Below are 12,993 nucleotides of genomic sequence, written 5' to 3'. Positions count from 1 at the left end.
CGTCGCCTCAGGGAGCGTCGATGCGCACGTCGAGGCCGAGATCGAGTGCGGGCGCCGAGTGGGTCAGGGCGCCGACTGAGATGACGTCCACCCCGGTCTCGGCGATGGCCCGCACCGTCTCGAGCGAGACGCTGCCCGAAGCCTCGACCGTGGCACGGCCCGCCACCTGGGCGACGCCGTCGCGGAGCTCGTCGAGCGTGAAGTTGTCGAGCATGATCGTGCCGATGCCGGCGGCGAGGACGGGTTCGATCTGGTCCAGGCGATCGACCTCGACCTCGAGATGCGCCGTGTGCGGCAGTCGGTCCTTGGCGGCCTGGAGGGCCGCAGTGATGGTGGCGCCCCACGCCTCGGGTTCCGCGCGTCGCGCGAGCACGGCGAGGTGGTTGTCTTTGGCCATGACGGCATCCGACAGCGAGTGACGGTGGTTGCGCCCGCCCCCGTCGCGCACGGCCTTGCGCTCGAACGCGCGCAGCCCCGGCGTCGTCTTGCGGGTGTCGGCGATCCGCGCGTGCGTGTGCGCGACCTCGGCGACGTAACGACCGGTGAGCGTCGCGATGCCCGACATGCGCTGCAGGAAGTTCAGGCCGATGCGCTCGGCCGTCAGCACACCCCGCGCAGGACCCGTCACGACCGCAAGCACCGCGCCCGGCTCGAACCACTCGCCGTCCTCGACGACCAGCTGCACGTCGATGGCGGGATCGGTCAGGCGGAAGGCCGCGGCGAAGACGTCGCCACCGCTGAGGACTCCGGCCTCCCGCGCGACGAGATCGGCCCGAGCGCGGGCGTTCTCAGGGATCAGGTACTCGCTCGTGAGGTCGCCCCAGGGCGCGTCCTCCTCGAGGGCGGCGGCGACGATGCGGTCGATCGTGGCACGGTTCAGCACGCGAGGGCCTCCTGTCGGGCTGCGGTGGTCTCGGCGTGGCCGGCGTCGCTGCGGAAATGCGCGCCGACGGATTGCCGCCGGGCAAGGGCCGCCGCGACGAGGTGCTCGGCCACCAGCAGCAGGTTCTCGTCCTCGAAGTCGCGTTCCGCCTGTACAGCGCGCGACTGCGCCCGCCAGCCGGCGATGACGGATGCCGCGTGCGCGAGGCCCCGCTCATCCCGGACCAGACCGGCGTGCTCCCACATGAGATCCTGCAGCGCTCGCCGCGAGAACCCCGGCAGCCTCTGTTCAGTCGTCACGTATGCACGCGGAAGCGGCGTTTCGGTGGGCAGAGACGACGAACGAACCAGCGGGAGGGGCTGCGCCGGCCAAACTCCGGATGCCGCATCAGCGGCGATCGCGTCGCCGGCACGTGCACCGAAGACGGCGCCCTCGAGCAGCGAGTTCGAAGCCAGCCGGTTCGCGCCGTGCACACCGGTGCGCGCCGCCTCGCCCACCGCGTAGAGGCCGGGCAGCGTGGTGCGCCCGACGAGGTCCGTCACGACGCCGCCCATGAGGTAGTGGGCCGCGGGCGTCACCGGGATCGGCTCGCGCGCCCAGTCCAGTCCGCGCTCGCGGACGGCGCGGTCGATGGTCGGGAAGCGCCGGGCGAGGAAGGCGGCACGGGCTGCGGCATCCGTTCCTCCCAGCGACGTCGCATCGAGGAGCACCGGGCGTCCGTCCTGCGCCTCCATCCGGCGCGCGATGGCGCGGGCGACGACGTCGCGGGGCGCCAGCTCGCCGTCGGGGTGCGCGTCGAGTGCGAATCTGCGCCCGCCCTCATCGATGAGCGTCGCACCTTCCCCTCGAACCGCCTCCGACACCAGGAACGACTCTCCGGCCGCCAATACCGTCGGGTGGAACTGGAAGAACTCGAGGTCGGCCACGGCCGCACCGGCGCGGATGGCGGCGGCGATGCCGTCGCCCGTCGCGACGACCGGGTTCGTCGAGTGCGCGTACAGCTCGCCGGCGCCGCCGGTCGCGAGGACCACCGCGTCGGCGCCGACCACCCGGCGCGTGCCCGTCGTGTCAGCGGTCTCGCCGACGAGGAGGTCGATGCCGCGCACGCGCTGCTGCTCGACCACGAGGCCGACGAGGAACGCGTGCTCGATGACGGCCACCTCGCTGGCGCGAAGCCGGGCGACCAGCGCCTTCTCGATGGCGGTGCCGGTGGCATCCCCTCCGGCGTGCAGGATGCGCGGGTAGGAGTGGGCAGCCTCGAGTCCCTTGACGAAAGCGCCCTCGCCGTCGCGGTCGAAGGCCACGCCGAGCGCCACCAGCTCGCGGATGCGCGCCGGGCCCTCGTCGACCAGCACCTGCACGGCGGCGGGATCGCTGAGGCCCGCTCCGGCCACGAGCGTGTCGCGGACGTGATCGTCGGTCCGGTCGTCGGCGAACATGACACCCGCGATCCCGCCCTGCGCGAAGCGCGTGTTGGCGTGGTCGAGGACGTCCTTCGTCACGAGTGTCACGCGACAGCCGTGCTCCACCGCGTGCAGTGCGGTGAGGAGTCCGGCGATGCCCGAGCCGACGACGACGGCATGCGGTGCTGCCGGGGGAGCCGACGTCATGATGCCTTCTCGACCCGCCCGGCCGGCGGCTTGGCCGCCAGCATCCGCTCCAGCGCCACGCGTGCCGGCGCCGCGACGTCCGCCGAGACGGTGATGCGATTGACCACGCGCCCGTCGACGAGACCCTCGAGCACCCACGCGAGATACCCGGGGTGGATGCGGTACATCGTCGAGCAGGGGCACACGACCGGGTCGAGACAGAAGATCTCGTGCTGCGGGTGCTGGGCGGCCAGGCGCTGCACCAGGTTGACCTCGGTGCCGATCGCGAACGTGGTCGGCTCGGTGGCGCCTTCGATCGCCTTGCGGATGTAGTCGGTCGACCCGGCCTCGTCGGCCGCGTCCACGACCTCCATCGGGCACTCCGGGTGCACGATGACGCGCACGCCCGGGTGCTCCGCCCGGGCCGCCTCGATCTGGTCGACGGTGAACCGGCGGTGCACCGAGCAGAAGCCGTGCCACAGGATCACGCGGGCGTCCTCGAGCGTGGAGACGGATGCCCCGCCCAGCGGCCGGCGCGGATTCCACATCGGCATCTGCTCCAGCGGCACGCCCATCGCTTTGGCGGTGTTGCGCCCGAGATGCTGGTCGGGGAAGAACAGCACGCGACGCCCGCGCGCGAACGCCCATTCCAGCACTGTGCGGGCATTGGAGGAGGTGCACACGATGCCGCCGTGGCGACCGACGAAGCCCTTGATCGCCGCGGAGGAGTTCATGTAGGTCACCGGGATGACCGGCACGAGCCCGTCTGCGTCGACGGCATCCATGTCGCCGTAGACCTCGGCGAGCTGCTCCCAGCACTCCTCGACCTGGTCGATGTCGGCCATGTCGGCCATCGAGCAGCCGGCGGCGAGGTTCGGCAGGATCACGGCCTGCTCGGGACGCGAGAGCAGGTCGGCCGTCTCGGCCATGAAGTGGACGCCGCAGAAGACGATCGCCTCGGCGTCGGGGTGCTCCAGCGCGGCGTTCGCGAGCTGGAACGAGTCACCCACGTAGTCCGCGTGGCGCACGACCTCTTCGCGCTGATAGAAGTGGCCCAGCACCACGACGCGCTCGCCGAGGGTCGCCTTGGCTGCGCGGATTCGCGCGTCGAGCTCGTCCTCGGACGCCTCGCGGTACTCGCGCGGCAGTTCGCCCTGCCGAGGGGACACGGTCGGGATGACGTCGCCCATGGACGACCCGGGGCCGTAGCCGGGCCGCGTGTCGAAGTCCCACGGTCCCACCGCGAGATCGGTGCTGCAGGTCTCGGCGGTCGACGCGCCCGCGACGATCGCCTGGATCGCGTGGTCGACCGATGCGTCGGCTGGTCCCGGGTGGGAGAGGGTGATGTTGACGGCGGGCATGACGGTGCTCCGTTCGGGTCGTCAGTCGCGGGCGCCGAGGGGGCCGCGTTCGGCCAGCTCGACGTCCTGGTTGTAGCGGTACAGCCGCGCGGGCCGGTGGCTTCCGGTGCGGAAGCGCTCGGTGGGGATGAGGTTGCCGGAGTTCTCGACCTGCCGGCGGAAGTTCGCCGGATCGAGGCGACGGCCGAGGATCGTCTCGTACACCTCACGCAGCTCGGCCAGGGTGAACTCGTCGGCGAGGAGGCCGTGCGCGATGCGGCTGTAGCCGACCTTGTTGCGCAACCGCCACAGTGCGTAGTCGACGATCTCGTTGTGGTCGAACGCGAGCTCGGGGAGCGCGGCGGCGTCGAACCACGAGACGTTCTCGACGGCGTCGACGATCTCGTCGGGACGGATCAGCGCCCAGTACACGATCGAGACGACGCGCGAGGGGGAGCGGTCGATCGCACCGAACGCGTACAGCTGCTCGAGGTAGCTCGGAGCCAGCCCCGTCGTCTCGGCGAGGGTGCGGGATGCTGCTGCCCCGAGGTCCTCCGTGACGTCGAGCCAGCCGCCGGGAAGCGCCCACTGGCCCTCGTGCGGATCGCGGGTGCGGCGCACGAGCGGCAGCGCGACCGCCGCGGCATCACTGCCGGGCAGGCGACGCAGGGTGAAGATCACCGTCGACACCGCGACGCGGATGGCGTCGTCGATGACGGTGGGGATCGTCTCTGCGGGCATGAGCACCGTTCTGGTCATAGTGACTCTAACTCCTGTCTCCGATCATAGTGTCACGTTGACCAGAACTCAAAACGTGTGACAGCGGATGCCGGCGGTCCCGTCGCGGCACCCTCTCAGGCTGCGTGCGTAGCCTGGCCGGACGACCCCGGAAGGAGTGCGCGTGATCGTCGTCGACGTGCTGATCGTGCTGCTGCTGATCGCCGCCCTCGCCCCCGGCATCCGACGCGGATTCTTCGCGAGCATCGGCACCCTCGCCGGGCTCGCGGCGGGAGCGTTCGCGGCGTACTGGCTGACGCCGCTCGTGAGCACATGGGTGGCCTCGCCGGAGTGGCGCGGCCCGGCCGTGCTCGCCACCGCCCTCGGGCTGGTCGTCCTCGGGGCCGTCCTCGGTGCCGCGGTGGGAGCTGCTCTGCGCTCGGGGGCCGACCGGCTGAAGCTCCGCGGCATCGAGCGCTTCCTGGGCGGCATCGCCTCCCTCGTCGCGGCAGCTCTCGCGCTGGCCCTCGTGGCTCCCGCGATCGCGGTCGCCGGCGTGCCCGTCGTCTCGTCGGCCGTCGCGTCGTCGCAGGTGCTGCGAGGCATCGAGGCGCTCACGCCCGACCCGGTCGACGCCGCGCTCGCACAGCTGCGCGGCGCCGTCATCGACGACGGACTGCCGCAGCTCGGCAGCCTGCTCGGCCCGGGTTCGGCAGAACCCGCCCCGCCGGTCCAGCTGGACGATCCCGAACTGGCCCGCGCCGCGGCATCCGTCGCCCGCGTCTCGGGCACCGCGTACGCGTGCGGGCGCGGACTCACCGGCAGCGGCTTCGTCGTCGCCGAAGACCGGGTCGTCACCAACGCACACGTGCTCGCCGGCGTGGAGACCCCCGTGGTCGAGCTGCCCGGCGTGCCGGCCCGCGAAGGGCGCATCGTCTACTTCGATGCGATCGACGATCTGGCCGTCATCGCGATCGACGACCTGGGCGTCCCGCCGCTGCCGTTCTCACAGACGCTGTCGCCGGGGACGGCGGCCGTCGTACAGGGATATCCGCACGGCGGCCCCTTCACGATGGAGCCGGCCGGCGTGCTCTCGACGGGCACCGTTCCCGTGCCCGACATCTACGACGAGAGCTGGAACCCGCGCGACATCTACGCGCTGCAGGCCGCGGTGCGCCCGGGCAACTCGGGAGGACCGCTGCTGACCGGAGACGGCGCGCTCGCCGGCGTCGTCTTCGCGCGCGGCGAGAACGATCCCGATCTCGGCTACGCGATGACGATGGCCGAGCTCACGCCGGTCGCCGCGCAGGCGCCGTCGCTGTCGGACCGCGTGTCATCCGGAAACTGCGTGGGATGACGCGTCGGAGGCTATGCTGACTGCGCAAGTCAATAACGGCCAACGACCCGTGCGGGAGAGCCTCGGCAGCATCATCGCCGAGCACCGAAGGAGCAAGCCTCCCCGCCAATCTCTCAGGTACCGCGTACCGCTCGGGTGAGGCCGGCTCTGGAAAGTGATTCGAGCGAGCGAGAATCAGGTTGAGTAAGGCGCCCCAGCGCCGCATCGAAACCTCCAGGTGACCCGACCGCTACGAGTCTCCATCTCGTGGCTGAGGTTCCCTGATTCGCTGCGAATCCGCCGACGGTGAAACCCGGATGCACGCATCCGGCGAAACTCTCAGGCCCATGACAGAGGGGGAGTTCACGGACGTCGCCAGGCGTCCGCCCGCCCATCCCGGGAGAACTCATGACCGCATCCGCCCCACCCCCGCGCACCACGGTGCTGCACGACCGCCATGAAGCGCTGGGCGCCTCGTTCACCGACTTCGGTGGCTGGCTCATGCCCGTCCGCTACACGTCCGACCTCGCCGAGCATCACGCCGTGCGCTCGGCCGCGGGCCTGTTCGACATCTCGCATATGGCCGAGTTCCTCGTGACAGGGGCGGACGCGGGCGCATTCCTCGACTACGCGCTCGCCGGGCGGATCTCGGCGATGCGCGACGGCAAGGCGAAGTACTCCCTCGTCCTGGCGGAGTCCGGCGGGATCGTGGACGACGTCATCGTGTACCGGATCGCCGCCGACCGCTTCCTCGTGATCGCGAACGCCGGCAACCGGGAGGCGGTCGCGACGGCGCTCGCCGACCGGGTCGACCGCGCGCCGGTCGCCGCCGCCTTCCTGCGCGACCGGCCGACGGTCACCGGCACCGAGTACTTCGCCCACATCGAGGGGGTGTCGGGGGTGGCGACCGTCGAGGACATCACCGACCAGATTGCGCTCATCGCCGTGCAGGGCCCGGCCGCGCGTTCCGTGGTCGAGGCCACCGCGGGCATCGCCGACGTCTCGCCGGCCTTCGCCGACCTCGGCTACTACGCGTGGGCCGCCGGAACCTTCGAGGGCGAGCCGCTGTTCGTCGCCCGCACCGGCTACACGGGCGAGGACGGGTTCGAGTTGCTCGTGCCGAACCGCGCCGCCGGTGCGCTGTGGGACGCGCTCCTGGCCGCCGGCGAGCCGCACGGACTCGTGCCCGCCGGCCTCGCCGCCCGCGACACGCTGCGACTCGAGGCGGGGATGCCGCTCTACGGCCATGAGCTGTCGCTCGACATCGTGCCGGCACAGGCGGGCCTCGGTCGTGCCGTCGCCGCCGACAAGGACGACTTCGTGGGCAAGGACGGGCTCGCCGCGGTCCTCACCCCTGACGCGCCGGTACTGGTCGGGCTCGAGTCCGACGGACGACGCGCCGGACGTGCCGGCTACGCCGTGCTCGATGCGGCAGAGGCCGACACGCCGATCGGCGAGATCACGAGCGGCGCGCTCAGCCCGACGCTGGGGCATCCGATCGCCATGGCCTTCGTCCCGCCCGCGCTCGCCGAACCCGGCACCGCCCTGTTCATCGACGTGCGGGGTACCCGCATCCCCGCGACCGTGACCACCCTGCCCTTCTACCGGAGGAACTCATGACCGACCTCAACAGCCTCAAGTACACCGACGAGCACGAGTGGGTCGCACTCGACGGCGACATCGCGACGGTCGGCATCACCGACTACGCGGCCGACAAGCTCGGCGATGTCGTGTTCGTCGAGCTGCCCGCCGTCGACTCGACCGTCACCGCGGCCACCGTGGTGGGCGAGATCGAGTCGACCAAGTCGGTCGGCGAGCTCTACGCCCCGCTCACCGGCGTTGTCGTCGAGGCCAATGACGCCGTCGTCGACGACCCGTCGCTGGTCAACTCCGACCCGTACGGCGAGGGCTGGCTGGTCAAGCTGCGGGTCGAGGCATCCGACGTCGCCGAACTGCTCGATCGCGACGCGTACGTCGCCCTCACCGGCGGCGACCAGTGACGGGAGGGTTCGCGCAGCGGCATATCGGAACGGATGCCGCCGCCCAGGGCATCATGCTGCACGCGCTGGGTTTCGACTCGGTCGAGGCTCTCGTGCAGGCAGCGGTGCCGGCATCCATTCGCTCCCGTCCCCGCGCGACGACCGACATCCCGCCCGCGGCCACCGAGGCCGAGGCGCTCGCGGAGCTGCGCGCGCTGGCCTCGCAGAATCGCACGGCACGCCCCATGATCGGGCTCGGCTACTACGACACGCTGACGCCGTCGGTGATCGCGCGCAACATCTTCGAGAATCCGTCGTGGTACACCGCCTACACGCCGTATCAGCCCGAGATCTCGCAGGGGCGGCTCGAGGCGCTCATCAACTTCCAGACGATGGTGACCGACCTCACCGGACTCGCGACGGCGAACGCGTCGATGCTCGACGAGTCCACCGCCGTCGTCGAGGGGATGCTGGTCGCCCGGCGCGCTTCGAAGTCCACGTCGAACGTGTTCGCCGTCGACGCCGACGCGCTGCCGCAGACAAGGGCGCTGCTGGCGCATCGCGCCGCCGCCGTCGGCATCGAGCTGCTCGAGCTCGACCTCGCGCACGGCGCGACCGTGCCCGAGTCGGTGTTCGGCGCCTTCGTGCAGTATCCCGGCGCGTCCGGGAACGTGTGGGACCCGTCGGGCGTGATCGACGCGGTGCACGTGGCCGGCGGTCTCGTCGTCGTCGCGGCCGACCTGCTCGGTCTCACCCTGCTGCGGTCGCCGGGCTCGCTCGGCGCCGACGTCGCGGTCGGCACGACGCAGCGCTTCGGCGTGCCGCTCGGATTCGGCGGGCCGCACGCGGGCTACATGGCCGTGCGGCAGGGTCTGGAACGGCAGCTGCCCGGACGGCTGGTGGGCGTGTCGCAGGATGCGGCGGGGCATCCGGCCTACCGTCTCGCGCTGCAGACGCGCGAGCAGCACATCCGCCGCGAGAAGGCGACCTCCAACATCTGCACGTCGCAGGTGCTGCTCGCCGTGATGGCCTCGATGTACGCCGTCTACCACGGGCCCGAGGGCCTGCAGGCGATCGCGACCGAGGTCGCGCAGAAGGCCGAGGCGCTCGCCGCACGGCTGCGCTCATACGGGCTGTCGCTGACGTCGGACTCGTTCTTCGACACCGTGCGCGTGACCACTCCCGGCCCCTCGGGCCGCGTCATCGAGCGAGCGCGCTCGCTCGGCTACCAGCTGCTGTGGGTCGATGACGCGACCGTGGGCGTCTCGGTCGACGAGACGACCACCGACGCCGACCTCGCCGCGGTCGCGTGGGCATTCGGGCTGCCTGAGGACGAGTTCGCCGGCGCGGGCGAGCAGGGCGAGCGGACGGTGCCGTTCGCGGATGCCGCGCCCCTCGCGGCCGTCCCGCCGGTGCTGCGACGGCGCGATGAGTTCCTGACCCATCCCGTGTTCAACACGCATCGCTCCGAGACGGCGATGATGCGGTACCTCAAGCAGCTCGCCGACCGCGACTACGCCCTCGATCGCGGCATGATCCCGCTGGGCTCGTGCACGATGAAGCTCAACGCGGCCACCGAGATGGCGGCGGTGTCGTGGCCCGAGTTCTCGCGAGTGCATCCGTTCGCGCCCGAGGCCGACGTGCACGGATACCTCGCGCTCATCGAGCAGCTCGAAGTGTGGCTGGCCGAGGTCACCGGCTATGACGCGGTCTCACTGCAGCCCAACGCCGGCTCGCAGGGCGAGCTGGCGGGTCTCATGGCGATCCGCGGCTACCACCGGGCCAACGGCGACCTGGATCGCACCGTGTGCCTGATCCCGTCGTCGGCGCACGGTACGAACGCCGCCTCGGCGGTGCTCGCCGGCATGCGGGTGGTCGTCGTGGCGTGCGACGAGGCCGGCAACGTCGATCTCGGCGACCTGCGCGCGAAGATCTCGGCGCACGCGTCCGAGCTCGCGGCGCTCATGATCACGTACCCGTCGACCCACGGCGTGTACGAGCACGACGTGCTCGAGATCACGCAGGCCGTGCACGACGCCGGCGGGCAGGTGTACATCGACGGCGCCAACCTCAACGCCCTCCTCGGCTATGCGCGATTCGGCGACCTGGGCGGCGATGTCTCGCACCTCAATCTGCACAAGACGTTCGCGATCCCGCACGGCGGCGGCGGACCGGGAGTCGGACCCGTCGCGGCCAAGGCCCACCTCGCGGCATTCCTGCCGTCGCATCCGTTCTCGCAGCGCAAGGACCACGCGGGCGGCGTCTTCGACGGCGGCCCGATCTCGGCGGCGCCGCACGGATCGGCGAGCATCCTGCCGATCTCGTGGGCGTACGTGCGCATGATGGGCGCCGACGGCCTCCGCGACGCGACGGCGGCGGCGGTGCTGTCGGCCAACTACATCGCGGCCCGTCTGCGCGAGCACTTCCCGGTGCTCTACACCGGCGAGGGCGGCCTGGTCGCCCACGAGTGCATCCTGGACCTCCGTCCGCTGCGGGAGGCGACCGGGGTGAGCGTCGACGATGTGGCCAAGCGCCTGATCGACTACGGCTTCCACGCGCCGACGATGTCGTTCCCGGTGGCCGGGACGCTCATGGTCGAGCCCACCGAGTCCGAGGATCTCGGCGAGATCGAGCGCTTCATCGAGGCGATGATCGCGATCAAGGCCGAGGCCCAGGCCGTGGCGGCCGGCGAGTGGCCCGCGGCGGACAACCCGCTCGTGAACGCCCCGCACACGGCCGAGGCGGTCGTGGCGGGGGAGTGGACCCACCCGTACTCGCGCGAGACGGCGGTGTACCCGGTGCATTCGCTCGTGCGCACGAAGTACTGGCCGCCGGTCCGCCGCATCGACCAGGCCTACGGCGACCGCAACCTCGTGTGCGCCTGCCCGCCGATCGAGGCCTTCGCCTGACCCGGCTGACCCTCCCATGGTCGGTGAGACTTTATCTCGCTGCCGAAACCTCGGGTGTCAACCGGGGTCTCGGCAGGCAGGTGGCGTCTCACCGGGAACGGTTGGGCAGCGGCGCCGCTCGGTGCGGCGGGTTCGGCGAGACCGCGCGACGGAGCGAGTACAGCTGGGCGGGCTGCTCAGGGGCGACCTGCTTCAGGCCATGGCCGAGGAGCAGAGTGCGCAACGGGTCCACGGTGGTCGCCTCGACCCAGCCCCAGTGTGCAACGGCTTCGACGTGCCGCGAGCGTAGTCGTGCGTCCCGCTCCCTCTGGCGGCGCAGCAGTTCGCGAGGATCGCCGTACCGCCCGTCGAACTTGAGGTCGCCGTCGGACTCGCCGGCGAGAGAGATGCCCCGCCAGACGAAGTCGGAGCGGTCCTCCTGCCCGCCGGCGGAGCGGAATGTCACCTGCAGAGTCGGCTCCGGGAAGCCAAGCCATGCGATGGTCGCGCGGCTGACGGATTCGAGGGCGGTCTCGGCCAGAGCCGTCGCCGCACCGAGGGGCCAACGCGCCAACGCGCGGCCGCGCTTGCTCGCGCGACCTTCGTTGATGGCGACGAGACTCTCCGCCGAGAGCGAGGGGTCGATCCGCAGGGCAGCATCGGCTGCGGCGAGCCCGATGGCGGCGTGACGAGAGCGGGCGAGGTCCACAGCAGTCTCAGCAGGACTGGTCATGAGCATCCCGCCGATCTCCACCACCTCGCGATGTCCGCCGGTCGTGTGGACTCGGATGCCGGCGACGAGCCTGGCAGTGGCAAGTGGTGAGGCCAGCACATGGACGACGACGGGGTCGCCGAAAATCGACATGCCCTGCAGCGCCGCCGCGGACTCGCAACTGAAGACCACGTCGGGGCAGACCATCGCGACGGCGTGGACCCTCGCTAGATATCGATCCCACGCTGCGAGCGCGTTCCAATCCCGTGCGGAGGCGTACACGCCGGGTCTTATCTTCACGAGTTCGCCGTTTCGAACTCCGCGCTCGGGATGCGCCAAGTCAGCGAAGCGCAGGAGCGCGATCGGGCTGCGGGCGACAGTGAGCAGCGGCATCCCACCACCATCGCCCTCACCGCACTCCGCCGCGCCCGTATCGCTCAACCTGTGGATGCTGCACGCCGCTGCGTCCCTTGGGGAGGAGCCGACGCCGGATCCGTGAGACGTCATCTCGCTGCCGAGACCACGGGCGTCACCCCCGGTCTCGGCAGGCAGATGACGTCTCAGCGTAGGGAGCTCGGGGTCGGGACTGATGCCGCGGCGAGAGGCCTTCGCCTGACCCGGCGTCAGGAACTCGGGGTGGGTGTCGGCGTCGGCGACGGTGGTGGGGCGAAGACCGCCGGCCACAGCGCGGCGGCGACGGGGTAGCCGACGAAGGCGACGATGTCGAGGATCGTGTGGGCGATGACGAGCGGCATCACGCGGCCCCATCGCTTGTAGCACCAGCCGAACACGATCCCCATCGCGACGTTGCCGACGATCGCACCGATGCCCTGATACGCGTGGTACGCACCGCGCAGTGCGGCCGTGGACAGGATGATGGCCCACCAGTTCCAGCCGAAGCGCCGGAGCCGGTCGAACAGGTAGCCGATGAAGATCACCTCTTCGGTGAGCCCCGCCCGCAGCGCCGCGAGCATGAGCAGCGGCACGGTCCACCATGCGGCATCCAGCGGCGACGCCACGACGGCGACGGTCACGCCCAGCGCGCGGCCGGCGGCATAGAGCGCGAGCCCCGGGATACCGATGACGGCAGTGAGCAGGATGCCGCGGCCGAGGTCGCCGCCGAACCTCGTGAAGTCGAGGCCGATGCGGCGCAGCGCGCTCTGCCCCGGCTCCCACAGCAGGTACACGACCAGCGCGACGAGGGCGAGGTCGAAGAACACCGACAGCAGCTGGTACACGATGTCCCACAGCGCGAGTGCGTCGCGCGACGGGTTCACCTGCGTCTGCTGCGAGCCCAGCGGGACCGGTGCGAGGAGGCGCCGCAGGAGCGACAGCAGGGAGTAGACGGCGGACTGGCCGACCGATATCGCAAGGACCAGGCAGACTTCCCACGTGAGCCGCCGGCGCTCCCCTGGGGACATCGGAACCGCGATCGTGGATTCCCTCACATCCGGAAGCCGATTGGTCGCCGTCATCTTGTCAGATTGTCACACTTCGGGTCGATTGAGTTAAGGCTCTGTAACGTTTTCGTCCATCGTTTTGACCATCT

Annotated in this window: 10 protein-coding genes and 1 riboswitch; of the genes, 4 read left to right on the top strand and 6 right to left on the bottom strand. The window is 71.0% G+C overall.

The window, feature by feature from the left end; all coding sequences use genetic code 11:
- Positions 1 to 7 precede the first annotated feature (7 nt).
- Genes nadC through HF576_RS00100 form a run of 4 tightly spaced genes read right to left on the bottom strand, consistent with a single transcriptional unit; the run spans position 8 to position 4,571 of the window.
- Positions 8 to 883, bottom strand: coding sequence for a carboxylating nicotinate-nucleotide diphosphorylase (gene nadC / locus HF576_RS00115; protein ID WP_168910775.1), 876 nt, complete (start codon positions 881 to 883; stop codon positions 8 to 10).
- On the bottom strand, positions 877 to 2,493 hold the full coding sequence (gene nadB, locus HF576_RS00110) for an L-aspartate oxidase (protein ID WP_168910774.1): 1,617 nt from the start codon (positions 2,491 to 2,493) through the stop codon (positions 877 to 879). The genes nadC and nadB overlap by 7 nt, the downstream gene beginning before the upstream one ends.
- Positions 2,490 to 3,833 carry a quinolinate synthase NadA gene (nadA, locus tag HF576_RS00105; protein ID WP_168910773.1) on the bottom strand — a complete coding sequence of 448 codons (1,344 nt, stop codon included), beginning with the start codon at positions 3,831 to 3,833 and terminating at the stop codon, positions 2,490 to 2,492. The genes nadB and nadA overlap by 4 nt, the downstream gene beginning before the upstream one ends.
- Positions 3,834 to 3,854: 21 nt before the next feature.
- Entirely contained in the window at positions 3,855 to 4,571 is a 717-nt protein-coding gene (locus HF576_RS00100) for an NUDIX hydrolase (RefSeq protein WP_168910772.1), read from the bottom strand.
- Positions 4,572 to 4,713: 142 nt separating this feature from the next.
- Between HF576_RS00100 and HF576_RS00095 the strand changes: the two genes are divergently transcribed.
- The 4 genes from HF576_RS00095 to gcvP all read left to right on the top strand — a co-directional run bounded on the left by HF576_RS00095 (position 4,714) and on the right by gcvP (position 10,753).
- The gene (locus tag HF576_RS00095) at positions 4,714 to 5,886 is read left to right on the top strand and encodes a MarP family serine protease (RefSeq protein ID WP_168910771.1); all 1,173 of its coding nucleotides are present in this window, start codon (positions 4,714 to 4,716) and stop codon (positions 5,884 to 5,886) included.
- A 42-nt stretch (positions 5,887 to 5,928) separates the two neighbouring features.
- Positions 5,929 to 6,026: riboswitch (glycine riboswitch) on the top strand.
- Positions 6,027 to 6,273: 247 nt separating this feature from the next.
- Positions 6,274 to 7,485 (top strand): glycine cleavage system aminomethyltransferase GcvT, encoded by a 1,212-nt coding sequence (locus tag HF576_RS00090; protein ID WP_168910770.1) that lies wholly within the window; start codon positions 6,274 to 6,276, stop codon positions 7,483 to 7,485.
- Positions 7,482 to 7,865: a glycine cleavage system protein GcvH gene (gene gcvH / locus HF576_RS00085; protein ID WP_168910769.1), complete on the top strand. Its 384-nt coding sequence runs from the start codon at positions 7,482 to 7,484 to the stop codon at positions 7,863 to 7,865. The genes HF576_RS00090 and gcvH overlap by 4 nt, the downstream gene beginning before the upstream one ends.
- 53 nt (positions 7,866 to 7,918) lie before the next feature.
- A complete protein-coding gene (gene gcvP, locus HF576_RS00080) occupies positions 7,919 to 10,753 on the top strand; it encodes an aminomethyl-transferring glycine dehydrogenase (protein ID WP_240948653.1) in 2,835 nt (944 codons plus the stop codon).
- An 88-nt stretch (positions 10,754 to 10,841) separates the two neighbouring features.
- Here the strand turns inward: gcvP and HF576_RS00075 are convergent, their stop codons facing one another.
- Both HF576_RS00075 and HF576_RS00070 read right to left on the bottom strand, forming a co-directional pair.
- The gene (locus tag HF576_RS00075) at positions 10,842 to 11,837 is read right to left on the bottom strand and encodes a hypothetical protein (protein ID WP_168910767.1); all 996 of its coding nucleotides are present in this window, start codon (positions 11,835 to 11,837) and stop codon (positions 10,842 to 10,844) included.
- A gap of 230 nt (positions 11,838 to 12,067) precedes the next feature.
- Entirely contained in the window at positions 12,068 to 12,919 is an 852-nt protein-coding gene (locus HF576_RS00070; RefSeq protein WP_425522958.1) for a CPBP family intramembrane glutamic endopeptidase, read from the bottom strand.
- Positions 12,920 to 12,993 lie beyond the last annotated feature (74 nt).

It is taken from the genome of Microbacterium salsuginis (genome assembly GCF_012524205.1).
GTDB lineage: Bacteria > Actinomycetota > Actinomycetes > Actinomycetales > Microbacteriaceae > Microbacterium > Microbacterium salsuginis.
The sequence above is the reverse complement of the archived record's forward strand: the minus strand, read 5'-3'. Positions and strand labels throughout refer to the sequence as shown.

Coding starts and splice junctions, on each gene's coding strand:
- nadB (WP_168910774.1), bottom strand. CDS start 2,493: ATGACGTCGGCTCCCCCGGCAGCACCGCATGCCGTCGTCGTCGGCTCG.
- nadA (WP_168910773.1), bottom strand. CDS start 3,833: ATGCCCGCCGTCAACATCACCCTCTCCCACCCGGGACCAGCCGACGCA.
- HF576_RS00100 (WP_168910772.1), bottom strand. CDS start 4,571: ATGACCAGAACGGTGCTCATGCCCGCAGAGACGATCCCCACCGTCATC.
- HF576_RS00090 (WP_168910770.1), top strand. CDS start 6,274: ATGACCGCATCCGCCCCACCCCCGCGCACCACGGTGCTGCACGACCGC.
- gcvH (WP_168910769.1), top strand. CDS start 7,482: ATGACCGACCTCAACAGCCTCAAGTACACCGACGAGCACGAGTGGGTC.
- gcvP (WP_240948653.1), top strand. CDS start 7,919: ATGCTGCACGCGCTGGGTTTCGACTCGGTCGAGGCTCTCGTGCAGGCA.
- HF576_RS00075 (WP_168910767.1), bottom strand. CDS start 11,837: ATGCCGCTGCTCACTGTCGCCCGCAGCCCGATCGCGCTCCTGCGCTTC.
- HF576_RS00070 (WP_425522958.1), bottom strand. CDS start 12,919: ATGACGGCGACCAATCGGCTTCCGGATGTGAGGGAATCCACGATCGCG.